28 protein-coding genes are annotated in these 26,125 nt (G+C 35.6%); 21 read left to right on the top strand and 7 right to left on the bottom strand.

From position 1 onward, the window contains the following. The first annotated feature begins 9 nt into the window (after positions 1-9). The 5 genes from HNQ80_RS21030 (at position 10) to HNQ80_RS25730 (ending at position 5,047) form a co-directional block, all read left to right on the top strand. On the top strand, positions 10-2,679 hold the full coding sequence (locus HNQ80_RS21030; protein WP_184312666.1) for a hypothetical protein: 2,670 nt from the start codon (positions 10-12) through the stop codon (positions 2,677-2,679). Between the two features lie 4 nt (positions 2,680-2,683). Beyond that, positions 2,684-3,007, top strand: a complete 324-nt coding sequence (locus HNQ80_RS21025) for a hypothetical protein (RefSeq protein ID WP_184312665.1) — start codon at positions 2,684-2,686, stop codon at positions 3,005-3,007. A gap of 189 nt (positions 3,008-3,196) precedes the next feature. Beyond that, on the top strand, positions 3,197-3,916 hold the full coding sequence (locus tag HNQ80_RS21020) for an N-acetylmuramoyl-L-alanine amidase family protein (RefSeq protein WP_184312664.1): 720 nt from the start codon (positions 3,197-3,199) through the stop codon (positions 3,914-3,916). Positions 3,917-3,919: 3 nt separating this feature from the next. Continuing rightward, positions 3,920-4,330 (top strand): phage holin family protein, encoded by a 411-nt coding sequence (locus HNQ80_RS21015; RefSeq protein WP_184312663.1) that lies wholly within the window; start codon positions 3,920-3,922, stop codon positions 4,328-4,330. A gap of 102 nt (positions 4,331-4,432) precedes the next feature. Then, a complete protein-coding gene (locus HNQ80_RS25730) occupies positions 4,433-5,047 on the top strand; it encodes an SHOCT domain-containing protein (protein WP_207727137.1) in 615 nt (204 codons plus the stop codon). Between the two features lie 406 nt (positions 5,048-5,453). Here HNQ80_RS25730 and HNQ80_RS21005 read toward each other — a convergent pair whose 3' ends face one another. The 3 genes from HNQ80_RS21005 to HNQ80_RS20995 all read right to left on the bottom strand — a co-directional run bounded on the left by HNQ80_RS21005 (position 5,454) and on the right by HNQ80_RS20995 (position 7,951). Beyond that, positions 5,454-5,873 (bottom strand): acylphosphatase, encoded by a 420-nt coding sequence (locus HNQ80_RS21005; RefSeq protein ID WP_243183473.1) that lies wholly within the window; start codon positions 5,871-5,873, stop codon positions 5,454-5,456. A gap of 145 nt (positions 5,874-6,018) precedes the next feature. Next, entirely contained in the window at positions 6,019-6,960 is a 942-nt protein-coding gene (locus HNQ80_RS21000) for a tyrosine-type recombinase/integrase (RefSeq protein ID WP_184312661.1), read from the bottom strand. Beyond that, positions 6,920-7,951 (bottom strand): rolling circle replication-associated protein, encoded by a 1,032-nt coding sequence (locus HNQ80_RS20995; RefSeq protein WP_184312660.1) that lies wholly within the window; start codon positions 7,949-7,951, stop codon positions 6,920-6,922. The genes HNQ80_RS21000 and HNQ80_RS20995 overlap by 41 nt, the downstream gene beginning before the upstream one ends. Positions 7,952-8,448: 497 nt before the next feature. Between HNQ80_RS20995 and HNQ80_RS20990 the strand changes: the two genes are divergently transcribed. The 6 genes from HNQ80_RS20990 to HNQ80_RS20965 all read left to right on the top strand — a co-directional run bounded on the left by HNQ80_RS20990 (position 8,449) and on the right by HNQ80_RS20965 (position 13,090). After that, positions 8,449-8,637, top strand: a complete 189-nt coding sequence (locus tag HNQ80_RS20990; protein WP_207727136.1) for a hypothetical protein — start codon at positions 8,449-8,451, stop codon at positions 8,635-8,637. A 356-nt stretch (positions 8,638-8,993) separates the two neighbouring features. Then, a complete protein-coding gene (locus HNQ80_RS20985; protein ID WP_184312658.1) occupies positions 8,994-9,179 on the top strand; it encodes a DUF4177 domain-containing protein in 186 nt (61 codons plus the stop codon). A gap of 462 nt (positions 9,180-9,641) precedes the next feature. After that, positions 9,642-10,229, top strand: a complete 588-nt coding sequence (locus tag HNQ80_RS20980) for a hypothetical protein (RefSeq protein WP_184312657.1) — start codon at positions 9,642-9,644, stop codon at positions 10,227-10,229. A gap of 164 nt (positions 10,230-10,393) precedes the next feature. Beyond that, positions 10,394-10,744 carry a hypothetical protein gene (locus tag HNQ80_RS20975; RefSeq protein WP_184312656.1) on the top strand — a complete coding sequence of 117 codons (351 nt, stop codon included), beginning with the start codon at positions 10,394-10,396 and terminating at the stop codon, positions 10,742-10,744. 193 nt (positions 10,745-10,937) lie between these two features. Continuing rightward, positions 10,938-11,615: a hypothetical protein gene (locus HNQ80_RS20970; RefSeq protein ID WP_184312655.1), complete on the top strand. Its 678-nt coding sequence runs from the start codon at positions 10,938-10,940 to the stop codon at positions 11,613-11,615. 131 nt (positions 11,616-11,746) lie between these two features. Then, a complete protein-coding gene (locus tag HNQ80_RS20965; RefSeq protein WP_184312654.1) occupies positions 11,747-13,090 on the top strand; it encodes an SIR2 family protein in 1,344 nt (447 codons plus the stop codon). Positions 13,091-13,556: 466 nt separating this feature from the next. Here the strand turns inward: HNQ80_RS20965 and HNQ80_RS20960 are convergent, their stop codons facing one another. Then, entirely contained in the window at positions 13,557-14,519 is a 963-nt protein-coding gene (locus tag HNQ80_RS20960; RefSeq protein ID WP_243183471.1) for a hydroxymethylglutaryl-CoA lyase, read from the bottom strand. 367 nt (positions 14,520-14,886) lie between these two features. Here HNQ80_RS20960 and HNQ80_RS20955 point away from each other — a divergent pair, with 367 nt between their 5' ends. The 4 genes from HNQ80_RS20955 (at position 14,887) to HNQ80_RS20940 (ending at position 17,644) form a co-directional block, all read left to right on the top strand. After that, positions 14,887-15,201, top strand: coding sequence for a PadR family transcriptional regulator (locus HNQ80_RS20955; protein ID WP_184312653.1), 315 nt, complete (start codon positions 14,887-14,889; stop codon positions 15,199-15,201). Between the two features lie 15 nt (positions 15,202-15,216). Then, the gene (locus HNQ80_RS20950; RefSeq protein ID WP_184312652.1) at positions 15,217-15,837 is read left to right on the top strand and encodes a DUF2812 domain-containing protein; all 621 of its coding nucleotides are present in this window, start codon (positions 15,217-15,219) and stop codon (positions 15,835-15,837) included. A gap of 83 nt (positions 15,838-15,920) precedes the next feature. Next, positions 15,921-16,106, top strand: coding sequence for a hypothetical protein (locus HNQ80_RS20945; protein ID WP_184312651.1), 186 nt, complete (start codon positions 15,921-15,923; stop codon positions 16,104-16,106). A 617-nt stretch (positions 16,107-16,723) separates the two neighbouring features. Next, complete coding sequence (locus HNQ80_RS20940; protein ID WP_184312650.1) at positions 16,724-17,644, top strand: DUF2935 domain-containing protein; 921 nt, start codon at positions 16,724-16,726, stop codon at positions 17,642-17,644. Between the two features lie 337 nt (positions 17,645-17,981). On the opposite strand, the gene HNQ80_RS20935 is transcribed toward HNQ80_RS20940, so the two are convergent. After that, positions 17,982-18,836: an integrase core domain-containing protein gene (locus tag HNQ80_RS20935; RefSeq protein ID WP_184312649.1), complete on the bottom strand. Its 855-nt coding sequence runs from the start codon at positions 18,834-18,836 to the stop codon at positions 17,982-17,984. Positions 18,837-19,051: 215 nt separating this feature from the next. After that, complete coding sequence (locus HNQ80_RS20930; RefSeq protein ID WP_184312648.1) at positions 19,052-19,513, bottom strand: pyridoxamine 5'-phosphate oxidase family protein; 462 nt, start codon at positions 19,511-19,513, stop codon at positions 19,052-19,054. A 447-nt stretch (positions 19,514-19,960) separates the two neighbouring features. Between HNQ80_RS20930 and HNQ80_RS20925 the strand changes: the two genes are divergently transcribed. Beyond that, entirely contained in the window at positions 19,961-20,119 is a 159-nt protein-coding gene (locus tag HNQ80_RS20925; protein WP_184312647.1) for a hypothetical protein, read from the top strand. Positions 20,120-20,172: 53 nt separating this feature from the next. Then, complete coding sequence (locus HNQ80_RS20920) at positions 20,173-21,057, top strand: GNAT family N-acetyltransferase (RefSeq protein WP_184312646.1); 885 nt, start codon at positions 20,173-20,175, stop codon at positions 21,055-21,057. A 68-nt stretch (positions 21,058-21,125) separates the two neighbouring features. On the opposite strand, the gene HNQ80_RS20915 is transcribed toward HNQ80_RS20920, so the two are convergent. Then, positions 21,126-21,599 (bottom strand): YbaK/EbsC family protein, encoded by a 474-nt coding sequence (locus HNQ80_RS20915; protein WP_184312645.1) that lies wholly within the window; start codon positions 21,597-21,599, stop codon positions 21,126-21,128. A 655-nt stretch (positions 21,600-22,254) separates the two neighbouring features. Between HNQ80_RS20915 and HNQ80_RS20910 the strand changes: the two genes are divergently transcribed. The 4 genes from HNQ80_RS20910 to HNQ80_RS20895 form a co-directional block, all read left to right on the top strand. Next, positions 22,255-23,442 (top strand): CaiB/BaiF CoA transferase family protein, encoded by a 1,188-nt coding sequence (locus HNQ80_RS20910; protein ID WP_184312644.1) that lies wholly within the window; start codon positions 22,255-22,257, stop codon positions 23,440-23,442. Between the two features lie 148 nt (positions 23,443-23,590). Then, positions 23,591-25,138, top strand: coding sequence for a methylmalonyl-CoA decarboxylase subunit alpha (mmdA, locus tag HNQ80_RS20905; protein ID WP_184312643.1), 1,548 nt, complete (start codon positions 23,591-23,593; stop codon positions 25,136-25,138). Between the two features lie 47 nt (positions 25,139-25,185). Further along, positions 25,186-25,539: an OadG family protein gene (locus HNQ80_RS20900; protein ID WP_184312642.1), complete on the top strand. Its 354-nt coding sequence runs from the start codon at positions 25,186-25,188 to the stop codon at positions 25,537-25,539. 238 nt (positions 25,540-25,777) lie between these two features. Further along, on the top strand, positions 25,778-26,125 hold a 348-nt coding region (locus tag HNQ80_RS20895; RefSeq protein ID WP_184312641.1), incomplete at its 3' end, for a biotin/lipoyl-containing protein.

Genomic DNA, 26,125 nt, shown 5'->3' with positions numbered 1-26,125 from the left:
GGTGGTTAAATGCCAAGTCAAAATAAGACTCAATATGTAGGGTTAAACCAGTGGCAGGGTAACGAGTATCCAATGAGAGAGGATTATAATGAGGATAACCGAAAAACAGAAGCTAAGATCAAAGAAAATGCAGACTCTATCAGTGCGCTTCGAGAAGATTTCGATTCTGAGGTAGTAGAAAGACCAGGTCCAGCTACAATCATATTGACTACCTGGGACAAACAGGTACAGTCTATCATGGCGAAGGTAGCAAGTGGGCTGAATTTTGAATTGAATGGAAATATGGTTGTGAACGTAACAGGAAATGAGGGCAATTGTGAAAGCCTAACAAATTTTGAGACTGGTATTAGTACAATAGCCCTAGATGCTACCATTAAGGTATTCGGTAGTAATTCAGTTGTCGCCACTGCCACAGGCGTTTCTGGTACTAGTTTTAGTGCAAGATTAAAGACAGGCTTCGCAAAGATAGACCCTACAAAATATTATCTCGTATCTATGTACGGACGAGTTATTGATGCCACTGACTGGAAACTGATGGCTTTAAGGGGTAGCGCAACCACTAGCATGGCAAGTGCAACCTCTGCCACTAATACAGCTTTTGCAAGGCAAGGCGTGAAGTTGTCCCCGACAGACTTAGTTGGTGAAACAAGTATTAGACCTACCATATGGGGAACTTCGGCAGGGGTAGGGACTAGAGTCGCCTGTGACGGCATAATGGTAAACGAAATAACCGCAGACGAATACAACAATATGACAGTCGACCAACTTCTTGCAAAATACCCATATATCAATTCTGCTCAACCAACGCTGAACCCTGTAGTTGATATCGTGCAAGGAAAGAACTTGTTTGATAAAAATGATTATATCCTTGCTTCTATAGACTCTGTGTCTGGCGTTATAAGCTACGCAAACAACAGATTAGCCACAGGGTTTATGCCTGTTAAGCCAAATACATCATATTGTGCGAACGGATATGGGGATAGAAATATATTTTACTTTTATGATAAAGATAAAAATTTCTTGTCCTCTATAACGTCAACTAGTGCTATTACGCCAACGAATTGTAGGTATATGAGATTCTACGCTACCCAAGCAAATAACGTGGAAAACATAAGAAATAGTTTGCAACTCGAAGAAGGCACAGTAGCCACAGCCTACGAACCATTCCGAGGGACCAAAACAATCGCGCCATGTATGCTAGGAAAAATCGGTACGTATGTAGATAAGTTAGTATACAAAGATGGGGTGTTTAAGAAGATTAAGAGGACAGAGAAGTTAATATTAGATGGGGGTTTAGGGTGGGAATTTAGTAATGATTATACTGGATTCAAACGGATTAGATTAACTAACCCAAATAATATTATTACTGGTATCGCAGGGAATATTATGGCAAAATATGATGGGAAAATCTTGGTTGAGTCAGCAGAACATACCACAAAAGCAGATATCTTTCAATCAAGTTCTGGCGGTTATTTATATATTTCCGTAGCAGACACAGACACAGGATGGGGAGAATCTTATACCCCTACAGCAGACGAGATCAAGGCGTTTTTCATGGGGTGGACAATGTATGACGGAAGCGTTGGGGCGCAAAATGTATATAATGGCACAGGAACAAAGGCATGGGCAAAGTTGTATACTGGCGTTGGTACACCTTCGTTTGTATCTGCTAGAAATATTACAATAGTAAGCGGAAGCGGTACAACTACAATGCCTACACAGCCACATGATAGCTATACCCCATACACTCTATACTACGCACTAGCCCAACCAGTAGAAGAAATCATCAATATCCCTTCTATATGTGAATTGCCTATGTTGTCCGAAGGTGTAAACACGATAGCCATATCAAGTGGGTTGGTTTATGAGAGGGCTAACCCTGTTTTAAATTCTGGATATTACCATATTAATTATGCAGGTTTAATTCCAGCCCAACTTAAAAATAAACCTAAAAATATATTAAAGGTTATTCGAGTAAAAGATGGAGTAATGACCGATGATACCCAAAATTGGATATTTCTATATGTATCGTCTGCATATGGGGGAATAGTAAGATGCTATATTGAACAAGCAGCCTTCGAAGACACTGCTAGAGTAGGGAATGAATACTGGGTGCTTTACGAAGTCCTACCAGAGGAATATAACTGTCAAGTATCTGACGGTAGTGGTACGCATGCCGATAACCTTCGCACAGCACTAGAAGGGGCGCAGGAAACGGTCAAGAACTTACAGAAACAGGCTGTAAGACAGATAGGGGATACACCGCAGAGGTTTGCAAACCATTTATCAGATACTACAGCACATGCAAACAAGGCGGACAAGGTAGTCCCAGAACTATTAACCTTGTCTACGTTTGCTTCGGGGTTTTCTGGGTCAATAAACTACGATAAAAATGAGTTAGGACTTGTAACCTTACGGCTACAAGTAACAAAAGACTCTGACTTTGTGGCAGGTGCTGTACATACGATTGCTACATTACCCATTGGGTATAGACCAAACGTTGCACACGCATGTTCTGCCGTTGTACGAACAACTGGCGGTGGTTTAATAAAAGATGCTTACGGGGAAATAGTGATTGGAAATTCTGGCGTTTTAAGTTTTAGAGGTATCCCAAGTGGGGTTTTCACAAATGGAAGAATACTATTTGATAATACAATAGCTTACACAGCGAGGGGGTAAGAAGATGGACTATAGACAGGCGATTGTAGACGGAGAAAATCTAGTAGAAGTAGTAAACGTAATTGACGAAAAAGTACAGTATTACACGTTAAAAGATGGGGAATTTCTTGTTGAAGACTTAAGTTTCCAAGGTATGTTAAAGCCTAAGTGGAATGGTAGTGTATGGGTAGAGAGTGCCACACAGGAGGAAATTGACGAACATAACTATGTTCCCCCACAGCCTTTGTCAGAAATTGAGCAGCTTAAAATTAACAATCAAATTCTTGCACAAAGTATATATGACCTTACCAATATAATTGAAATTATGCTTCAAGGAGGTATTGAATAATGACAAAAGAAGAGATGCTTCAAAAGCTTACAGAGATCAAAAATAAAACAAAGGAGATGATTGAGAATGGCAGCCCTACTGGAAATGTTGAAGAAAATTAGAGATGCAGTAGCAAAATTATTTACAGAATAGTAGTGACATAGACACCTGAGATGGTGTTATTTTTATGTCCGAAAGGAGAGAGGAACCATGTTACTTATCATAGACCCTGGTCATGGCGGAGCTGATCCAGGAGGAGGCACGAACCAACATTGGAAAGAAAAAGATTTAGCATTACAGATATCACAGTACCAGGAGCGAAGATTCAAAGAACTAGGCATATCCGTCAGCCTCACAAGAACAACAGATATCACCCTAGCATCCGGTCAGAGAACCAATCTTGTAAAAGCGTCTGGAGCTAAGTACTGTATTTCTAATCACATCAATGCTGGAGGGGGCGAGGGAGCAGAGACAATCCACTCCATTTATTCCGATGGAAAACTGGCTAATTCGATCATTGATGCCATAGCTGCAGCTGGACAGAAAAAGAGAAGAGTTTTCACAAGGACGCTTCCAAATAATCCGAAGAAAGATTATTATTTCATGATCAGAGAGACTGGAACTGCTCAAACCGTCATTGTAGAATATGGTTTTGCCGATAACGCTGCAGATACAAAGAGGCTATTGGATCATTGGCAAGACTATGCAGAGGCAGTCGTCAAAGCTCTCTGTCAGCATATGGGCCATCCCTATATGACGCCTCAAAAGGAGAAAACGGCGCTTGAAAAAGCACTCGATGTATTCGTACAACAAGGAATCATTACAACGCCTGACTATTGGCTACAAAATGCAGTACCAGGGGGAATGGTTAAAGGAGAGTATGCAGCAATCATGATCGAGAAGGCTGCAAACAAATTGAGAGGAGTGTAGAGAATGCAATACAAACACGCATTAAACACAGGTATAGCAGCTATAGGGACGACATTATCATATCTTATCGGGGGGTGGGATAGCGTGATCAAAATATTAGCTGTCTTGATGGTTATAGATTACGTCACTGGAATCATGAAAGCAATTTCAAACAAAGACTTGGCAAGTGATGTAGGATTTAGAGGGCTCATGAAAAAGGCAGCTATATTATTCGTTGTGATCTTGGCCCATCAGTTAGACCTTACCATCCCACAAGAGAATCCAATTTTTAGAACCATGGCATGCTATTTCTATATAGCCAATGAGGGGATATCTATCACAGAGAACATTGCTTTACTTGGGGTGCCATTACCAGGTGGAATTGTGAATATGTTAAAAAAAATGAAAGATAGTAACACTGGTGCCGGGGCTTAGTGCTCCGGCTTTTTTTCTTTTTTGTCATTAGAAAGATTCTCTCTATTGTAGACAAAACAAGAAATGTAATATAATGGTATAAAAGCACAAAGGAGGTAGCTTATGGGCCTATTTGGGAAAAAAGATGATGAAAAGGGAGTTTTAAAGCCAAAAGATATTTTTAAGGAGGCAAAAAGGGCTGGTGGATCTGCTGCTGCAATTGAAACGGTAAAATACTTAGGTGGACATCCTAATTTGAGCAAGAACAATATTGACGGGATTTTCACCATAAATAAGAACGGTATATTTTTTGATCAAACATTAACAAATAACTTCTTTCATATTGAAAGCAATCAGATAATTAGTGGTGAGTTTAAGACAGAGGAGCAAATTTCAAAAGATGTAACATTTACTAGGCTTTTAGCCCTTGGCGTATTTGCTTTTGCTTTCAAGAAGAAAACAAAGGAAGTCACTAATTATTTAGTGGTAAAGTTTTATGATGAAGGAATCGAAAACACTGTTGTTTTTGAAGTCAAAAATGCCGGATCATTGGCAAGTTCAATAATGAAAATAAAACAAGAGTATGCTCGTGAGAATCCACAGATTGCAGCTACAATAGATCAGACAGTAGATATTGCAGACCAAATAAAGAAACTATCAGATTTAAAAGATACTGGGATACTTACAGAGGAAGAATTCCAACAGAAAAAAGAAGTCCTTTTGTCTAAAATTGTATAGTTAATAATGAAATCACAGGAGATATATTCCCTGTGATTTCTTACCCCATATTACCCCTACTTTACCCCTTATATATTTTTTTATAGTTTATATAATTGTTTATTATTAATTAATCTTTAGGTGAAATATTGGAATTACTTATATAATTTATAACTATTTATATAGTTTTTTGCTTTTTCTAAGACTACGAATCAGAAGGTCGGGAGTTCGAATCTCTCTGGGCGCACCAAAAATAAGAACCTTGGATTTCCAAGGTTTTTTATTATGCATAAAAAAGTTCTGACTTGCATATTTGTAGTCTAAAAGTAATGGTCTTTAGATCGTAAGGTTGATATTATGACATGATTAAAGGGAATCTCATTAGAGATTCCCTTAGTTGAGAAAATAGGAAAATTGCGAATTAAAATCATTCCTTTATCACGGCAAAATCTGTCTCATCATCTACAATCAGCATTTTGTTTATTGCCACATCATGAACAGATGCTCTTTTTAATGATTTCATATATTTAATCAAGAAAATAATTTTCTCATTTTCTCCCTGTATTTCAGCCTCAACATTTTTGTCATTTCTATTTCTAACCCAACCAGTTAAATTCAACCGCTTTGCTAATTCATATATTGCTAATCTAAACCCTACCTTCTGCACTCTTCCTGAAAATATTAACCTTTTTCTAACAGTAGGTGATGGTTCAAAATAAGGTAACCTAATGTGCTTCACTTGGTTAATTACATAGCCATCTCTCAATTTTTTAAAATAGTAAATGAGTCCCAAACCGAAACCTCCTTTATTATATACAAGTCCTAATAATTTGATTGTTTTGCTCAATATAAAAAAATCTTTTTCTCCACTCCTTTTTATGTAATTTTCATTGTTACATATTATTTTACAATTACGAATTAATCCTATTATACAGAATATGGATATTCTTTGTATATAGATAAAATGATGTAGTTTTCAATAGAAGATGAAACTAGAATCCCAAATTCCTTTTCTGAATGTTATCTAGGGGTGACATTCTGCGGAAATTGTGAATTACATAGGATGAAGCAAGATGGGAGTATCTACGTACCATTTCTAGGCTCGTATGCCCTAGAATTTGTTGTAGACTGAATATATCTCCACCATTGATTAGATACTTCGTCGCAAAGGTATGGCGCAGCATGTGGGGGTGTAAGCGTTCTATGCCTGTTTTCTTGGCTAGACGTTGAAAGAACATCTTTATTGCATCATCGGTTAAAGGTTTCTTTTCTTGGTCTATGAATAATCTTTTGGTTTCATACTCAGGCATAGGTCTATAGCCATTCATATACTTCATGAGCATTTTCTTCGTATGTAGACCCAATGGAACGATTCTTTCCTTTTGACCTTTACCCGATACCTTGATTACGTTCTGGGTGAAGTGGACATTATCGAAGTCCAATTCTAAGACTTCATTTCTTCTCAGACCACTATCCAGCATGAGGGCAATAATACAATGATTTCTGACACCAAACTCTGTCCTAGGGTTGATTGCCCCTAACAGGGTTTCTATTTCTTCATCAGATAAAACCTCCACTACCTTCTTAGGTGCTTTCGGTAGCTTGAATTTTGCCCCTAGGTTTTCAGTGATATACCCTTCGTTATAGAGCCAGTTGATAAAGACTCTGAGAGAACGTATATAAGTTTGTACTGTGGTCTTTGATATTTTCTTCTTCCTAGTAGTCACAAAGTTATAGTGCTTATCTTTGTCCGCTATGGAGAGTTGATACCGTTTCAAATCCATAAGAGTTAACTCATCTACCATTCTGTCTTTACCAAAGAACTCAGCAAAGTAGTCTAGAAAGCGTTCATAATTATATATGGTCTTAGGAGTGTTCCCCTTCAACTCTTGATCAACTAAAAATTGCGCTATCGCATTCCCAATCGTCAGCACGAATAAATCCCATCCTTTCCATGAATTTATAAAATATCTTTTCCGATAGTTCCTTACTTTTAAAGTAGTGTTCAGCGTTCATAAATCGTTGTTTTACATGTTTCCACTTTATCTTTACATGGGTATGATACAGGTCAAGCATCATTTGCACCATGGAATTAATCGCATTGTTTAAGTTTTCAACAGTTTTTTTTTCCTCAACCTCATAGGTGTTTAGTTCAACATTCCCCACGTATTCATTGGAATACTCATGGTTAGAAGCATGAAAGTCCTTTAACATAGCCAGAAAGGCTGTGTATAACTCCTTATCTATATTCAACTTATACACAGAGGGTTTACGAAGTCCTCTGGAGATAAAGTATCTTTTCTGATTCAATAAATCTTTCTCCACATAGAGATCAAAGTTATCTTCACCTTTGGAATTTTCTTTGTTGATGTATTTGCATACATATTTTGCGAAGTCCTCAATCTCATCCTTTTGCTGTACACCTTCAATAAAGATGTAGCCATTGCCCCAGATTTCCCCTAGCTTGTTAAAGTCCACATAGGGCAGGTTAAAGTAGAGAATATGGAAGTGTACTGCCCCACGCTTTTGGAATTCAGGAATGCAGATGTACTTTAGGACATTTCTCTTGATACCATAGAGATAGTAAGAAAGTCGTTTATTGAACAGTGTAAACTGTTCATTGGCAAGGCTCAAATCTTGCATGTTTTCTTTAAAAGTCAGGGTGAGAAACTTAGGTCTTTGCATCTGTCCATGATAGTCGGGTATCACATCCACATTGCATGCAATGATATCAAAAACACGCTTTCTGGCACGCATAATGGAGCGTGTGAAGTTCTCTCGAAGGTTTTTACTGCCACCCTTCTTAGTAGGGGCAGGGGCCTTATCCACCGCATAATTGTACTGGAATTCCTTAGAGTACCGCTTTAGGGCGACGTGTTTCCCTGCAATTTTAATCTCAAAGTTATAGGACATTGAATGAATCATAGTTTTTCCCCCTTTTAAAAAGCTTTTAAAACCTTTGACTTTTAAGAACCACACTTCGCATTAAGTGTGCTATTACTCGAGTAAAGTATTTCCTGCCCCGATGGGGCAGGATTTCTCCTCACAATTCCCAATCCGCCCAATGGTGGGCTATTTATAGAGAATAGGTGCGCCACTGGTAAAATGGTTTATAGTTATAGGGAAAGGTGGGGTGGAGCGCAGCCTAAATGTTAATCATTTTAATGGAATAGTAGCTGAGATATCTTCACCACTACCCCGAAGAAGTTATTGAAGTTCTCCACCTACCGATGGATCACGTTATATTCAAACAAGCAGCGAATCTGAGGGTCAATCAGACGGTCAAATTGAGATACGATAATGATATTGTATCCAAGGTGTTTATGCTGAGAGAAAAAGTCTAACCAAGCCTACCGATAATTCCAAGGGGGCTTTCTAAACCAGATTATGAATTTTTAAAAAAAATTGCTGCTTATTTTGAAGTGACAACAGACTATTTGATAGGTATAAGTGAAACAGCGAAGCCAAAAACAAAAGAACAAATGGCTAATGAACTAATACAAGTTTTGGTCGATACAGGAGAGTTAGAGCCTGGGGAAGAATTGACAGACGAAAAGAGAGAGCGACTTCTCAAAATGGTTAGAAAAGCAATTGAATTATCTAAACTATAAAAAGCAACCTACTTGTTAAGAGAAAGGTTGCTTTTTACTATTCTTTCTAATGCATATGTAGCCTTTTCAATATTAGTATCCTCGGCAATTTCTTTTATAATCTCATAAAGCAAAGTATACATAGGCTTTCCCCCTTCGATAACCAGTGGCGAACGGTATCGAACGTATGTTCTATTGGTTTTATTATACTATTTCCTGAAAATTATAACAACCCTTATTTGGTAAATCCTTCAAGACTTTTATTTGCATAGCAGGATTTTCCAATTGCTATAGCGTATCTTATATTATTATAGATATACATAGTTATAGATAATTGTGAACCAAGTATTATACATAATCCTTGAAAGGAGTTAATTATGTGGGAATATACAACAGTAACTTTTAATAGTCTTTTTGATACGGAAAAAAGTTTAAAGAGGAAAAGTGATAAAGTACTTGAACAGCACGGGAAAGAAGGTTGGGAACTTGTTAACTTTCAATGTGTGGGCGGATTTGGTACTATGATGGTATTTGTATTTAAAAGAGAGAAGAAGCAAGAATAGAGTATAAACAAAATTCTGAAGTACCATTAAGTCGCATCATTCTTATATTACGTAGCCACAGGATTAATATGAAAGATAGATGATACTGTACTAGTATTTTGTTCAGAGGGCGTTTTACTTAAAGAAAAATAGACCCCTGTATTTAACATCTTATATCATTTTGCTTATATTATGAAATACACATTTACCGATATGGTAGGAGAGATCCTACCTTATTTTTTATGTCTTTCCATAGAACGTGCGCTCTGGTGCGATAAAGGAAAATATTCGTTAAAAGGTGATTTAACGTGATAGGAAAGGACAGAGTCCATTTCTGTCTTAAGGGATTAAATGTATCTTTCATAAAGACATAAGAGCGTTTATTGCTTTAAAGGAAATTCACGGACAATAGAGAAGTAATAAACAGCAAGCTTTAGGTTGTAGTAGTCGAATAATACGAACTACTTATTGAGGGGGTAGCATATGAAAAAGAAAGTAGGTTTAATTGTTTTATCAATAATAATTGTTTTGTCATTCTTAGTGCTTAAATTTAATGAAGATTCAAAAACAATTGAAGAAGCAATAACCTCACCAGGCTCAATGCCAATAAGCATTATCCATGAAGAAGAAACTGACAAAGGAAGTATAGTATTCTGTAATATTGTAGGCAAGGATGGTTTATATGTTGCCGTCGTAAGAAAGAGCATATTCGGATTTAAAACTGTTTATAGTGGTGCTCACGGGGATATAAAATTAGCAGCAAAAAAATTTGGACTAACCCACAGCTATTATCCAAATATAGAAAAAACCTCACTGCCAATATATTTCGGAGTTATTGGAAATCCAGATATTAGTGAAGTAAAGATTGTGGAGAAGAAAAGAAATATTGAAGATGAAGCAAAAATTATTAATACTAATGGCATAAGAATATGGCTTGTTTATATGAAAAAATTTCAAGGTTCAGACTTTAATATTATTGGAATTTCAGCAGATGGCAAGGAATTAACGAAAATAAATGGAAATATATCACCTTACTATGCAGAGCAAAAGCCATTCAAAGGCTATGAATAATTGATATGCTTTAGTTCGTAATATTCTTATATTATGTAGCAACAGGATTAATACGAAAGTAACACAAGGGTAATTTTGTTACTTTCAACTAATCCGCCAATATGCCTTTAAGGAATCGTTAATATTACAGTTCGTAAAGCTAAATTATGTGAGGAGTGAAGATTATGCCTAAGGATTATATTGGGATCATTGTAGAAGAAAGCCTTGACGATAATAGAATGCTTAACAGGTTAGATTTTAGAAAGATCTATATAACAGGTCATGCAAATCCTGCTGATAGATGGCATATGTATGAGGCCAATGTATCGAAGGAAGAAATACAGGAATTATCTAAACATATTGTTGGCGATTGGTATATGCATTTTTGGAAAGGAACAGATATTATTGCTATTTTTAGTGGTAAGACATTTGAATTCAATTATGAGGATAAAAAAACTTGGAGCGAGGTCTTAAAATATGGTCGTTCGCTTGGTTTGCCAGAAAATGAATTAGATTTCCCTATTAAGGGATTGTAACAATATTTTATTCTTGAAATATATGAATTAAGGGAAGTTAAAAATGACATCCCTTAATAATTATCATATTTCCAACTAGTCCACAAATATATCTTTAAGGAATAGTTTAATATGATAGGATATCATCAGATTTATGATGGTAGTATTTGTTTTAAACGTCGTATAGACCATTGATTGTAGTTAGGAGGATTTTATGAAAAGAGAGAAATTCATGCTACCAATGCTTATGATTTTATTGATCTTGATAATGCCATTAATAGTTAATATACTTATGCTATTTTCTACACCATTAGCTAAAGGCAATATAGATGCATGGATCAGTTTTTATGGAAGCTATCTGGGGGGAGTTATTGGAGGTATTGCTACTATATTTGGTATATATTTAACTTTAAAATATTCCAAAGAAAAAGATATCGACGACAAGCGCAGATTAACTTTGCCCTATATAAGTATAATTGAGTACAATAGCCGTGCAAATGCAAAAAACGAAATTACATATGAAGCTATTTATATTGAGGCGCTATCGTCAATGACTGAAAATGAAGGATGTTATGTGACATTAAAAAATATAGGTTTTGGTTCAGCGATTGACATAACATTTGAGGATTCACATACAGGAGATTTACAAAAAAAACTTTGCTTTAATCTAGGTTTGAATGAAGAGAAACATTTTTATATCAAACTACCTTCGAAAAAAATTGTTGATGGTGAATATAAGATTTCTCTTTTATTTAAAAATCTGTTAGGCGATCAGTATGAACAAACAGTTATTTTTAGAAATAATAGTGAAAAGAAACTAGGATTCTATCCAAACTCTATGATTGTCTTTAGTCTATCTCCACCGCTTTTAACAAAAAAATATACTGACTAATGGAAGAGTCTAAAATAGCTTTAAAATATGCCTTTAGGGAACAGTTCAGTAAAGAACCAAGAGAAAAAGTTAATGGCTTTTGTGAAGTTTCTGGATAAAAAAGATAAAATAGATATGGGGGTATAGCATCTATGAATAGTAAAATAAATAAAAATTGTGAATGCGAGTTTTGTAAGAATAAAAAGGATTTTGAACTACCCTCTGATATTATAGATGCATTAATAGATGATGAGTTAATAATATTTGCAGGAGCAGGTGTTAGTACGGAGTCCAAAAAAGTTTATCCATATACTCTATATCGAGAAATAAAAAATGAACTTGAAATAGAAGACAACCTAAGTTTTTCAAAATTAATGAGTAAATTTTGTGAAAAGACAAATGGCAGAGCCAAACTACTTCAAAAAATAAAAAATAGATTTGACTATGTAACAGCATTTCCTGAGCTAGAAAGGACAGCCTCAGAATTTCATAGAGAATTATCAACAATATATCCAATTCAAAACATAATTACAACAAATTGGGATGATCTGTTTGAGAGATATTGTGGTGCAACTCCTATAGTATTTCCAGAAGATTTTGTTTTTTGGAATATGCCTGGAAGAAAGGTACTAAAAATTCACGGCTCAATTAACAATTATGGCTCTATTGTTGCTACCGAGGATGATTATGCTAAATGTCAAGAAAGACTTAATTCAGGACTTATTGGAAGTAGTTTAAAGTTAATGTTGGCAACAAAATACATAATTTTTATTGGATATTCCTTCGGTGATGAAGATTTTAATAGTATTTATAATTCACTAATAAAGGAGATGAATGGCTTAATTCCACATGCCTATATTGTAACACTTGATGAATCAGCTGTAGAAAAATTTAAGGACATGAATATAACTCCAATCATAACAGATGCAACTTATTTTATCACCGTACTTAAGGAGCACCTCATTGCTAGGAATCTTCTAATACCAGATGATGAGTTCTCCTCAGTCGCTAGAATGCTATTTGAGGTTGAAGAAGAACATAGCCTGTTATCAGAAGCTTTTAATATCAAAAGCTACCCGCAAATATTATATTCGTTGTGTTATCAGGACGGTCTTATTCATGCATTTGAACGAATACTAGCTTTAAAACGTACAGGCAATTACTCACATGCATGTGCCATAGGAAATACTTTGCGGGCATATGAAAAAAAGAGAAAGGAAAAGCTAAAGAAAAAAGTATATCATGATGTCGCATATATTGAGGGTTACATGAATGGGTTAGTTTTTCTATTAATGGATGAGGAAGAGCGTAGTGGTTTACCATTATACTTCGTATTCGGTTACGATCATAGCATAAGCACACTAGATGAGTATAAAAGTATAATACAAAATGCAAAAGAACTACATAAAACTTCCTATGAATATGCATCCAAATATGTTTCGCACATTACGAATGAATCTGGCGATATTGTATTTCATCACACGCCTTTCCTATAGAATAAAAAATGGAGTTGATATTTTGTAAGTTCTGTGCAAATAAACTTAGTATATGATTCCGTAGGGGTTTGCAGTACGGTCAGGAATAAAATATATGTCTATAGGTAACACAAGAAGACAAAGGATACTATCTCTTATCGAACATATGTTCTGAGTAACTACGAATCAGAAGGTCGGGAGTTCGAATCTCTCTGGGCGCACCAAAAATAAGAACCTTGGATTTCCAAGGTTTTTTATTATGCATAAAATAGTTCTGACTTGCATATTTGTAGTCTAAAACTAACGTTTTTTAGACCGTAAGGTTGATTTTATAGCATTATAAAAGAGAATCTCTCATGAAATTCCCTTAGTTCGTAAAATAAGAATATTACGCCATAACAAATTTAATAATTAGCAATATTAATAGCATTCATTTCAACAATATTTTTCAACAGAGCCTATTTATTCTATTTATATAATAAATATATTATCTTAACTGCTTATTATTTTGGTATTGTGCCTTTTCCTTAGTTAGATCTTCGCAACGACCACCTCTTAAAACGGAACTATGCCCTTGATGACCAATCATCTTTTCTGCAATGCGTGCTGTATTCATTGCTTTTTCGAGGTCGACACCTGTATCTATTCCCATTTCATGCAACAAGTGTACCACATCTTCAGTAGAAATATTTCCAGAAGCACCTGGAATATATGGACAGCCACCTAACCCTGCAAAAGCTCCATCAAAAGCATTAAATCCAGCTTGAAGACCTGCAACAATATTCCCGATTGCCATACCACGTGTATCATGTAAATGTAAAATCCAATTTACCTGTGGAAATGTCTTTATAAAATACTTTCCAACTTCAAAAACCTGACGAGGGTTTGCCATTCCAGTAGCATCTGATAAAGATAATTCAGTAATACCAAGTTCCAAATATTTTTGTACAATTTCTTCTATCTGTTGGATAGGAATTTTACCTTCAAAGGCACAACCCCATGCCGAAGACATTGCACCAGACAATTTCATATTATTTTTATCAGCATATTCAGCACAAGGAATAAACCCTTTCATCATTTCTAGAGGGGGCAGATTGAAGTTATTAATACAATGAGACTTGCTAACGGAAACAGTTAATTTTGCTTTTGTTATTCCAGATGCATGGGCATGCTCCAACCCTTTAAGATTAGGTACCAAGGCACGATATTCAACTCCATTTACTCTTTTCATTCTTCTAGCAACTTCCTCTGTATCTGCCATTTGAAGAATTGCTTTAGGATGTACAAAAGAGCCTATCTCAATAATTTTGATGCCTGATTCTACTACCGAATCAAGAAGTTGTAGTTTTTCCTCTATATTAAGTATTTTTTTCTCATTTTGTAAACCATCTCGTAAACCTACTTCGCAAATTGTTACCTTATCAGGCCATATCATATGTGCATTAGTCATTCTATATAATCCTCCTTTTTATTGATTATAAACTATAGCTGCTTTTAATAAAATTTCATATGGTAGTTCCATTATGTACAATTTAATACTTTTCATTTCCGATTAGTTTCATTTTATAGTGATTATTTTGTAATGTCAATTTAGGCTCTGTTAAATAATACTGTTGATTTTGGGTTACTTTTAAAGAGAATCAGTAATAGGTTCCCTGATTTGTAATTGTAGAAAATTGCGAATTAATGATTATTTATATTAGCTTTATAACAAAAAAGTTATAAGGCTTTTTTAGTATTGACATATACAGTCAGACTGTATACAATATAACTATACAGTTTGACTGAATAGTTTCACTGATCAATGGGAGGCGACTATGAATAGAGATAAAAATTTGCCATTAACAGAAACAACTTACTATATACTTTTAGCATTATTAGAACCTGCTCATGGATATATTATCATGCAAAAGATTGAAGAATTAAGCAATAACCAAGTTAAGATAGCAGCAGGGACACTCTATGGGGCTATTGAGAATTTGCTTAAACAAAAATTAATACAATCGGTTAAAAGCGACGATACTCGTCGAAAAGTTTATGTTATTACTGAAAAAGGAAAAGAAGTTTTGTTATTAGACTTTGAAAGAATGAATCATTTGACTAGAATAACAAAAAGCCTGTTAAAACTATAATTCAGGAGGATTATGATGAGAAAATTTAAATTTTTTATAGATTATGACAAAGAAGAAAAATGGTTAAATGATATGGCTAGAAGTGGATATGAATTAGAAGATGTACGTTTTGGATATAAATTTCGTTCTACAAAAGCAGAAAATGCTACAATAAGAATTGATTATAGATCTTTTAAAAATAAAGAGGATTTTATTGACTACTGCTCTCTGTTTGAAGATAGCGGTTGGAACCATATAGCTGGTACTAAACATTCAGGAACACAATACTTCAAAAAAATTGGAAAAAATAGTGAAGAGGACATTTTTTCTGATAACATGTCTAAAGCAGCAAGATACAAAAGATTATCTGATATGTGGCTAATGCTCGGAATATCATACTTTCCAATTTTTATAGCTCTTAAATCTACGAAAACTATTGATATTAATGCAATATATAATCCTAAACTTCTCTACTATACTCAAGGATTATGGGAAATGAATGGTTCATTATTTTGGAGAGCTTTTTTATTTGAAACACCATTTGCAATTATTAGAGCTTTGGTATGGCTAGGTATTCCTATAGCATTAGTTTTATATTTTTGTTTTTCAATTAAAGCCAACAGTTTATATCATAAACAAAAAAATACAATTAAGTAGTGTAAGAATAAGATTTTGATAATGAAGAAAATTTAAAAGATGCATAATAAGGATTACTTATATTATGTAGGAAGGTGTTCAATATGTCTGACTTTAACAAGGATAATAACAGAGAAAATAAGAAGGGTGCTTACATTGGTGTTGGTATCGCTTTAGGTGCTGCACTGGGAGTATTATTCGACAATATAGCTATTGGTATTGCTTTAGGAGTTGCTATTGGAGCAGCAATTAATGGGAATGTGGAGAAGAAAAATAGAAAATGGCAGTAAAATTGTGAATAAAATCTGTTTATAGTTAAAACACAATTTTTATATTTTACGAACTAAGGGAACCTCTCAGAGTTCCCTTTAATTATGTCAAATATCAACTTTACTATCTAAAGAACGTTACTTTTAGACTACAAATATGCAAATCAGAACTATTTTATGCATAATAAAAAACCTTGGAAATCCAAGGTTCTTATTTTGGGTGCGCCCAGAGAGATTCGAGCTCCCGACCTTCTGATTCGCAGTTACCTAAGATATATATTCGATCGAAAATAGTAACTTTTAGTTCCTAGTGTTACCTTTAGTAAAAGGATATTAAAAAAGACGATATCCATTGCTTTATATTTTCATGCGAATATAAAAATCTTAAAGTGAAGACTAAAGATGAATGTGATTGTATTCATAGGCAGCAGCTGAAAAAGGAAGTGTATGATTATGCTTTCTTTTTTTGTGTGTAGATAATAATGTCTTGACGATAAAAAGTATTTTTACTAATAAAAAGTAAGATATGTGATTTATAGCAAGGCGGAATATTTTTAACTTAATAAAAAAGTGTGACAGTTTATATGACGTAAGCATAATATATATCAAAGTATGAATATTTTTAGGAGGAATATACAATGCTTCCAGGTTCGGATTTCGTTCGTCAGTCATTGGAGTTACATCTTTTTTTTGCAAGAATAATGAAGGAACACTCATTTTTTCTAGAATTGGGATTTACACCTAGAGACACGAATTTTACTCAGAAAGCAGATGATTTTCGAAGAGAGTTTGATATGCTATTAGGAGATGTCATTTCTCTTTCGAATGGCATTGTCAGTACTGCTGTACTTCAATCAGGCGAAGTAATAACACCATATACACTTAGAGCAGAAATGGCGTCATCATATTTTACAGGAGTGAGGATACCAATTGAATTGACACAAGCAGAAGCAGGATTAATGGGAGGCGGATTAATGGCAGTCAACCCGATGTATGAGCAAAGAGTATTTTTAATTAATCAAAGGGCTATAAGTTTAACCACCGCATTAATACAGTTTAAAGCTACAATTTTATCTAATGTTTTATCCTGTAAAATGTTTACAATCAATTATCCATTATTAATAGATCATATAATGAGAGAAGCTAAGTTTTATTTGGGAATGCTTCAAAGACTACAAAATAGAGAAATTATAGACATTGAAAGAGAAGCTATGGAGCAGGAATTATTCTGGAATAGAATTATGGCAGAACATGCAAAGTTTATTCGAGGATTACTTGATCCTACAGAAAATGAGCTAATTAATACAGCCAACGATTTTAGTAATGAGTTTGACAAATTGATAGAGGAAACAAAAGCAGCTATGGATAGGACTATACCAATGGAAAAGATCACAGATGATAGTTTCAAAGCCACAAAAGCAATTCGAGACTTTAAGGCGCAAGGAACGCAAGGGCTAATTGAATGTAAGATCAAGTCAATTATAATTCCGCTATTGGGAGATCATACATTACGTGAAGCAAATCATTATTTAAGACTTTTAAAAATATTTAAGAAATAATATAGAATTAGCCTGTCGGATTATTTTATGCTGACAGGCTAATTTTAGGCTTTTTTAAGTAATATACGAGTTTCAAAGTTCGTAAGAATAGCAGTAATTTTGTGTCTTGATTTTGTAAAATATATCCTCAAAACATAATTGTGTCGTGAGACAACAGAAGTAGATGTCCTTTGACACATGAAATCAATAAAATTCTTCACGTGTTACTACATAATAAATAAAGAATGCGTCACAATCGGGCAGGAAATCCCTCCCCTACTGCTGTGATCAATACTTTGTAGGGATCGGCGCCCTCTGTCAAGTCCAACATGGTTTACACTTTTGAAAGGTACATGGTTTACACTTTTCTTCGAATACGTTTAGAAATTATTAATCCTTCGTCGGTGTTAACCCGTGCTATACTGAATTCTCCGTAGTTGATAGATATAATGTGGTTGTCTATTGTTTCTAGCTGAACATACCTATTAGCAAAGGATTCGCTAAAATAATATTTAAAGCCATTTATTCTAATATAACCCTTATAATCAACCTTGATAATATTGGCCCCACTGTATTCAGGCTCTTTTGGCACTCTAGGCATCTTTCTAATGCTAGGTTTGTAGTGATCTGCAGGTACGTCTAGGTTTAGAGCATGATGTGGTCGTATGTAGTTATACACATATCGCCACTTATCGAATTTCTCCTGAGCATCTAGAATATCTTCGATTTGCTGACGGGCTAGGAGTTCTTTAGAAAGAGTACGATGAAATCGCTCTTCTTTGCCCTGGGTTTGAGGTCTATAGGGGCGTATGTGGATAGGTAATATCCCAAGCTGCATCAGCCAAATTTCGAACAGCGTATAACCGTTTTTTGAATCTCCCCAAGGATTGCCATTGTCACACAAGATATCTTTTGGTAGCCCAAACTCTGTGAATAGACGTGTAAAACTCTCAAAGACTCCAGGTCCTTGCTCGTTGCTCTTGGCATCCAAGCAGAGTGAATAGCGGGTACAATCATCCAGCACTGTAAGGGGATAACATCTATTACCGTCGGTCATACCAAAATGACCTTTAAAATCAACTTGCCATAAGTCATTTGGATAGTCTCGTTCGAAGCGAATGAGGGGCTTTTGTGGTTTAGATTTTTCTATTTCCACATAATTATTGCGCTTTAACACATTTGCAAATGTTGTTCTTGAGGGAAGATCTTTCATACCTTGATTTTCAAGGAGTCGCTTTAGGGTACTTGGGCCCCATTCGGGATATTGTGTACGTTTTTCAAGAATCTTTTCTTCAATTACTTTTGCGATTTATTGTTATATCGCATTTTTCTACAACTGCGTATTAATTGTATTACTATATAATATAAGAGTATTATTGCGTCTTATTTTTGTTGCAGCCTAATTAAAGCTAGCATTCATAACCTGCATTAGTGAGCTTTATATTTACAAGTCCTAAATTTTCCCTCAATCCAAAATGTTGCCTCATTCGTTCGAAATCTTAGTAAATAACATTTAGGATCTTCAATCCCTTTCTTGAAGAAATTTCTATCACAATCATTATCAAATTTTCTTTTCTCATCCATGTCTGTTACTATTGCAACATCACCAATCAGTGTGACACTGTCACCACCAAGATAATAGCAAACACTCGCTTTAGTATTATTTTCAAAATGAGTTGCTTTTCCATTTAAATGAGATCTTTTTGATGTCATAAAATAGATTTCGAAAAAGTCATTATTTCTGACTTTTGTTATGGTACATATACGTGGATACCCCTTTTCATTAACAGAAGCAAGCGTTACAACTGCACACTTTTCTAATAATTGAGAAGCCTTTTCTTCGATTTCTTTAATTCTTTCCTTTTGAAGTTCATTAGCTGTTTTCTTCATAGTTCTCACTCCCTTTATTAAACAGATTATATGAATTTTCTTTACTACACAGCATATAACAATCACGAATTAATTATATTATACAGAATATGGGTTTTCTTTGTATATCCGTTAATGGCTTCTTTTTCTTGTTTTGAACAACTTCTTGGTATCATACTTAGGAATTGATCTATAGCTATTCATATACTTCATAGCATTTTCTTTGTACGTAGCCCCAAGGAGGAGATCTTTCCCTTTTGGCCTTAATCAGATTTCCATATCTTAGAAAAATAAAGGAATTTTCTATTGTTTTGTCGTATTTTCTTTAAATATAATCTGTTTATACAGAGAAGAAAGAATAGGGATACATTGATTTAGCGCCTACTCTCAAAATAATCTTTTCGGAATATCGGAAGCAAATGACTAATTAAATTGGTTAATTATTTGACTGCCGTTAAGGGGGAAAATATGGATTACGTTCAGTATGTATTAAACATCTTAATCGTTCTCTTTGTATACATAGTCATTGTGAAGATTTATATGGAAGTAGCAAATTATGTGGGTGAACGATTGGGGATTGGACAGTTCGTTATAGGCCTTTGTAAAAAAATGAGAAGAGATAAATAAATTGAAGATGAAATGAGCTAACGAAGATTATTTACATTTTGCGGGGTGATTAGATGTCCATAAAATTTTGCAATTATATCAATCAACATGGATTCACAGATGACTTTTTAAAAGTTTATGACTTTTTAAAAAGAATAAATCAGGAAAATGTAACAACGCCGAACTTCTTATGGGGTAGATGGGAATGGATGTTTTCACTGCCTTATCTTAACAAAAGCTTTTTAAACAGAATTGGAATGTGGAAAGATGATGAAAAAATTGTAGCGTTAGCAACATATGAAACTGATATTGATGAAGCCTATATTTGTGTGGATAAAGATTATCATTTTCTTAAAGAAGATATTTTAAACTATGTGCAGCATCATTTTAGTGGTGAGCATAAAGTGCTTATTGATGACAATGATCATGGGTTTCAACGCATTGCCATTGCTCATGGCTACAGACCAACACAAAGCAAACAATGTACTGCAAGGATAGATATTGACGATAATATTTCTTATCAGCTGCCCCAGGGATTTCGTGTTGTAAGCCTTGCAGAAAGATTTGATTTATATGAATACAGTAAAGTCTTATGGCGAGGATTCAATCATGATGGCGAACCTCCGAAAACAGGGGAACACATGCTTGATATAAAAAATCAGTTTGCTGGCCCCCATGTAAACCTTGAACATAAGATAGCAGTTGTTGCACCGAATGGAGAATTTGTTTCCTATTGTGGAATGTGGTATGAGCGTAATACGGATTATGCCCTTGTAGAACCTGTGGCAACAGATCCTCAATATCGAATGATGGGACTTGGAAAGGCGGCAGTACTTGAAGCTGTTATGCGTTGTGGAAAACTCGGAGCAAAACGAGCATATGTAGGTTCATCACAACAATTTTATTATAATATTGGTTTTTATCCTGTTTCAACCGAAACCTTTTGGTGCAGAAAATAGCTTGTGCAAAAGAAAATGCTTCCTGTTGTGCTCCAGACTGTGTGAAAACTAAGAATGTAGTTTGAAGATTATTCTTGCCAATCCTTACATACATCTATCCAAGAGTCGGCATTTGAGTATTGTTCAAGCTCATCAATGGTAAGTTCAATAGCACTGTTGCTACTACCACATGCTGGGAAGACTGTTGTAAATCTTTTGAGAGATATATCAAGATAAGTAACGACTCCATCTTTTACTCCGAATGGACAGACCCCACCAATAGCATGTCCTGTAAGGGTGAGTACCTCGTCAGCAGTTAACATTTTTCCTTTTGTTCCAAACTGCAATTTATACTTTGAATTGTCAATTTTTGCATCGCCTGCTGCAACAATTAAAATGCATTTAGTATCTATCATAAACGATAGTGTCTTTGCAATTCTTTTTGGCTCACAGTTTAATGCTTGAGCTGCTAATTCCACAGTTGCACTTGAAACGTCAAACTCAAGTATCTTATTCTCCATATTCCATTGTTTGAAATATTCCTTAACTTTTTCAATAGCCATTTTATTTCTCCTTTACATTATTTGAATAGGCATTGTTTCACATTATCATACAATTACGAATTAATTCTATTATACAGAATATGGGTATTCTTTGCATATAGATGAAATAATATAATTTTCAACGCAATTTTAAACAGCGCCTAAATTGAAATTCTAATTTCTTTTTTTTTATCTATGAATAATCTCTTGGTTTCATACTCAGACATGAGTCTGTAACCAAGAGATTATTCATGAGCATTTTTCTTGGATGTAACCCCAAAGGGTAAGAGTAAATGTTTAGGGATATAAAAATAAGCGAGGCTATTAAGCAAAGATAGCGAGTAAGAAGGGTTCTGTCTAGGTGTATTAGAGGTCATAAGGAAATGATACAGGATAGAAGCAGAAAAATGTCGAAATTACTTAGAATATTAAGAAAAGATGGGAAAAAGAGATATAATTTTAAAAAATATCAAAATATATCGTTTAATAAATTTGATATTATATGTTAAATATTATATAGTTAATACTATGTAGTTGATATTATATATTTGATCAAATATATAATATCAACTTTATTTTAATATCTTTTGTTTATTTAAAACAACATTTTATATTGAGTATTGCTACTTAAAAATTAAAATATTAAAGAAAATTTAAAAGAAAAGGAGAGAGACGTATGAAACAGGCTTTAGAAGGTATTAAAGTGTTGGATTTGACAAGAGTGCTGGCAGGACCCTATGCTACCATGGTAATGGCTGATATGGGTGCAGATGTAATTAAGATTGAAGCCCCTGAGGTAGGGGATGATTCAAGACAATTTGGTCCCTATATCCAGAATGAAAGCGCCTATTTTATGAGCTTAAACCGAAATAAAAGAAGTATTACATTGAATCTAAAAGCACCTAAAGCGAAGGAACTATTTATAGAAATGGTGAAGAAGGCAGATGTGGTGGTAGAGAACTACAGACCAGGAACAATGGAGAAATTAGGCTTGGGCTATGAAGAATTAAAGAAAATAAACCCTAGAATTATCTATGCCGCTTCATCAGGATTCGGTCACTCTGGACCTTATAGCAAGAGAGCTGCTTATGATGCCGTTGTACAGGCAATGGGAGGTATCATGAGTATCACAGGACCAAAGGGTGGTAAGCCAACGAGAGTAGGTCCATCCATCGGAGATGTAACAGCAGGGTTATTTACAGCCATTGGCGTCTTGGCAGCCTTAAATTATCGTAACAATACAGGCGTAGGACAAAAGGTGGATGTGGCCATGTTAGATTGCCAGGTGGCAATCCTGGAGAATGCCATTGCCAGATATGTGGTTACGGGAGAAGCACCAAAGCCAGCAGGAAACCGTCACAGCTCCATTACGCCATTTGAGCCATTTGAAACCATCGATGGAGAAATCATGATTGCAGCAGGAAATGATGCATTATTTGTGAAGATGTGTGAAGTATTTGGAACAGAGGAATGGGCCCAGGATGAGCGATTTAAAACCAATCCATTAAGAACGAAGCATGTAGAAGAATTGGTGCCGCTGATTACTGAGGTTACAAGAACAAAAACAACAAAAGAGTGGCAGGACCTACTGGACAAGGCAGGGGTACCAAACGGACCAATCAATACGATTGATAAGGTGATGGAAGATCCTCAAGTATTGGCCAGAGATATGATCATAGAAGTAGATCATCCTGTGGCAGGCCACTTAAAAATGGCAGGAGTACCCATCAAGATGAGTGAAACCCAAGGTATCGTACGTACCCATGCACCACTGCTGGGGCAGCATACAGAAGAGATCCTAAAGGAACTATTGGGTATGAGTACAGAAGAAATTGATGCTTTAAAGAAAGAAAATATTTTCTAGATTTAGGAACAAGCATTTAATCAACAAGTCAAGTGGATTATTGAGAGCCAATATAAAGAGCTCTAGTATTTTCATAAGGAGATTGAAAAGAGTCTCTTAAGGTGCTGTTTTTTCATAAGTCCAATATTTGTATAGGAGGTTAGTAAACATGGCAATCAACAGATTAGAAGATTTGCGTAAGCGTAGAGAGAAAATTGCGCTTGGTGGCGGTCAAAAGAGAATCGATAAGCAGCATGAATCCGGGAAATTAACAGCTAGAGAAAGAATGAACCTACTATTTGATGCAGGAACATTCGTTGAGTTAGATGCTTTTGTAACCCACCGATGTGTAAACTTCGGTATGGAGAAAGTTGAGTCTCCAGGCGAAGGTGTTGTAACAGGATACGGTATGGTTGACGGAAGATTGGTTTATGCCTATGCCCAAGACTTTACAGTAGTTGGTGGCTCCCTTGGAGAAATGCATGCAGCGAAAATCTGTAAGGTGTTAGACAATGCATTAAAGGTTGGCGCGCCAGTGGTTGGCTTAAATGACTCTGGTGGTGCAAGAATCCAAGAAGCAGTAGATGCTTTATCTGGATACGGAAAGATCTTCTATAGAAACACAATTGCATCTGGGGTAGTACCACAAATCTCTGCCATCATGGGACCTTGTGCTGGTGGTGCCGTATATTCTCCAGCAATCACAGACTTTATCTACATGGTTGAGAAGACAAGCCAGATGTTCATCACTGGACCACAGGTAATCAAGACAGTAACAGGTGAAGAAGTAACGGCTGAGGATCTTGGTGGTGCAATGACCCATAATACAACCAGTGGGGTAGCTCACTTCGTAGCGTCAAATGATGAAGATTGTATTGCACAGATTAGAAGACTATTAAGCTTCTTACCATCAAACAACATGGAGACTGCACCATTCTATGAGACAGAAGATGACATCAACAGATTAATTCCAGAACTTGATGATATCCTACCAGACAATGCAAACAAGCCATACGATATGTTTGATGTGATTTCTAAGATTGTAGATGACGGCGATTACTATGAGTATCAACCATATTTTGCAAAGAATATCATCACTTGTTTTGCAAGAATCAACGGACAATCTGTTGGTATCATTGCAAACCAACCAAAGTTCCTTGCAGGCTGCTTAGATATCAATGCATCGGATAAGGCAGCTAGATTCATCAGAACTTGTGATGCGTATAACATTCCATTATTAAATATCGTTGACGTACCTGGATTCTTACCAGGAACAAACCAAGAATATGGTGGAATCATTCGACATGGTGCGAAGATGCTTTATGCATACAGTGAAGCAACAGTGCCAAAGGTAACATTAATCGTAAGAAAAGCTTATGGTGGATCTTACTTAGCAATGTGTTCTAAAGATTTAGGTGCGGATATCGTTCTTGCTTGGCCACAAGCTGAAATCGCAGTTATGGGCCCACAAGGTGCAGCAAACATTATCTTCAAGGATGAAATCGCAAAAGCTGCAGATCCAGTAGCAGAAAGAGCTAAGAAAGTCGCTGAGTACACGGACGAATTTGCCACACCATACAAGGCTGCTGAAAGAGGATTCGTTGATGATGTAATCGAACCAAATGCAACAAGACCTAGACTCGTAGATGCGTTTAACATGCTTGCATCAAAGAGAGAGAACAGACCAGCGAAGAAGCACGGAAATATTCCGCTATAAGATAGAAGACAGACACCACTGAAGTCCAAGAAAAAGAGGTGATATCATTGTTCGGTGAAACGATAAGTTTTGGAGAAGGTTTGATCGTTACGGGATTAGGTATGGGTGTTACCTTCGTAACGTTGATCGCACTTTCTTTCCTACTAGACCTTTTAAGAATGCTGTTCTACAAAGAGCCTCAAAAGGCGCCGGTTCAGGTTGTAGAGAGTGCACCTGTTGTTGAGGAAACTGTAGAAGAAGGAAATGAGGAAGAACTGATTGCAGTCATTTCTGCGGCTGTTGCGGCTAGCCTGCAAACATCTACTCACAATATCATAGTAAGAAACATTGTAAGGGTTGGAGATCAATCTCCTACATGGAACAGACTGGGTAAAGTAGAGCAGATGGGCAGTAGATTTTAATTATAGATAGGTGCTTGTAAATATTAGATGATTATTCAAAAGATCTGACACCATAGGGGGATTTTAGTTTCCCCATGATAAAATCAGAGAAGAGCGTACGCTTTATTGCGCAGGAATATGTATTTCCAGGGACTGAAGTTTCTGGCTACAGGATATAGGAAAGATTAACCTATACAAACGGATATCTATAAAATTATTATTTAGTAGTAATGAATGAATTTGAAGGAGGATAACGAAAATGAAAAAGTTTAATATAACTGTAAATGGAAACACATATGAAGTTGAAGTAGAAGAAATTGGTGGCGTTTCTGCTCCTGCACCAGCAGCAAGACCAGCGGCAGCTCCAGCTCCAGCAGCGGCTCCTAAAGCAGCAGCACCAAAGGCAGTGCCAGCAGGTGGAAAGTCCATCACTGCACCAATGCCAGGAACAATCCTTGATATCAAGATAAAAGAAGGCGATACAGTAAAATCAGGACAAGTATTGGTAATCTTAGAAGCAATGAAGATGGAAAATGAAATCATGGCACCAGCAGATGGAAAAGTTGTATCTATCAGTACAAACAAAGGTGCATCTGTAAATGCAGGA

Source organism: Anaerosolibacter carboniphilus, from assembly GCF_014205875.1.
Lineage (GTDB): Bacteria > Bacillota > Clostridia > Peptostreptococcales > Thermotaleaceae > Anaerosolibacter > Anaerosolibacter carboniphilus.
This window is presented reverse-complemented; position numbering and strand designations above follow the sequence as displayed.

Bases quoted from the DNA above. Each gene is read 5' to 3' on its own strand.
- HNQ80_RS21030 (WP_184312666.1), top strand. From the start codon at position 10: ATGCCAAGTCAAAATAAGACTCAATATGTAGGGTTAAACCAGTGGCAG.
- HNQ80_RS21025 (WP_184312665.1), top strand. From the start codon at position 2,684: ATGGACTATAGACAGGCGATTGTAGACGGAGAAAATCTAGTAGAAGTA.
- HNQ80_RS21020 (WP_184312664.1), top strand. From the start codon at position 3,197: ATGTTACTTATCATAGACCCTGGTCATGGCGGAGCTGATCCAGGAGGA.
- HNQ80_RS21015 (WP_184312663.1), top strand. From the start codon at position 3,920: ATGCAATACAAACACGCATTAAACACAGGTATAGCAGCTATAGGGACG.
- HNQ80_RS25730 (WP_207727137.1), top strand. From the start codon at position 4,433: ATGGGCCTATTTGGGAAAAAAGATGATGAAAAGGGAGTTTTAAAGCCA.
- HNQ80_RS20995 (WP_184312660.1), bottom strand. From the start codon at position 7,951: ATGATTCATTCAATGTCCTATAACTTTGAGATTAAAATTGCAGGGAAA.
- HNQ80_RS20985 (WP_184312658.1), top strand. From the start codon at position 8,994: ATGTGGGAATATACAACAGTAACTTTTAATAGTCTTTTTGATACGGAA.
- HNQ80_RS20980 (WP_184312657.1), top strand. From the start codon at position 9,642: ATGAAAAAGAAAGTAGGTTTAATTGTTTTATCAATAATAATTGTTTTG.
- HNQ80_RS20975 (WP_184312656.1), top strand. From the start codon at position 10,394: ATGCCTAAGGATTATATTGGGATCATTGTAGAAGAAAGCCTTGACGAT.
- HNQ80_RS20970 (WP_184312655.1), top strand. From the start codon at position 10,938: ATGAAAAGAGAGAAATTCATGCTACCAATGCTTATGATTTTATTGATC.
- HNQ80_RS20965 (WP_184312654.1), top strand. From the start codon at position 11,747: ATGAATAGTAAAATAAATAAAAATTGTGAATGCGAGTTTTGTAAGAAT.
- HNQ80_RS20960 (WP_243183471.1), bottom strand. From the start codon at position 14,519: ATGACTAATGCACATATGATATGGCCTGATAAGGTAACAATTTGCGAA.
- HNQ80_RS20955 (WP_184312653.1), top strand. From the start codon at position 14,887: ATGAATAGAGATAAAAATTTGCCATTAACAGAAACAACTTACTATATA.
- HNQ80_RS20950 (WP_184312652.1), top strand. From the start codon at position 15,217: ATGAGAAAATTTAAATTTTTTATAGATTATGACAAAGAAGAAAAATGG.
- HNQ80_RS20945 (WP_184312651.1), top strand. From the start codon at position 15,921: ATGTCTGACTTTAACAAGGATAATAACAGAGAAAATAAGAAGGGTGCT.
- HNQ80_RS20940 (WP_184312650.1), top strand. From the start codon at position 16,724: ATGCTTCCAGGTTCGGATTTCGTTCGTCAGTCATTGGAGTTACATCTT.
- HNQ80_RS20935 (WP_184312649.1), bottom strand. From the start codon at position 18,836: ATGAAAGATCTTCCCTCAAGAACAACATTTGCAAATGTGTTAAAGCGC.
- HNQ80_RS20930 (WP_184312648.1), bottom strand. From the start codon at position 19,513: ATGAAGAAAACAGCTAATGAACTTCAAAAGGAAAGAATTAAAGAAATC.
- HNQ80_RS20925 (WP_184312647.1), top strand. From the start codon at position 19,961: ATGGATTACGTTCAGTATGTATTAAACATCTTAATCGTTCTCTTTGTA.
- HNQ80_RS20920 (WP_184312646.1), top strand. From the start codon at position 20,173: ATGTCCATAAAATTTTGCAATTATATCAATCAACATGGATTCACAGAT.
- HNQ80_RS20915 (WP_184312645.1), bottom strand. From the start codon at position 21,599: ATGGCTATTGAAAAAGTTAAGGAATATTTCAAACAATGGAATATGGAG.
- HNQ80_RS20910 (WP_184312644.1), top strand. From the start codon at position 22,255: ATGAAACAGGCTTTAGAAGGTATTAAAGTGTTGGATTTGACAAGAGTG.
- mmdA (WP_184312643.1), top strand. From the start codon at position 23,591: ATGGCAATCAACAGATTAGAAGATTTGCGTAAGCGTAGAGAGAAAATT.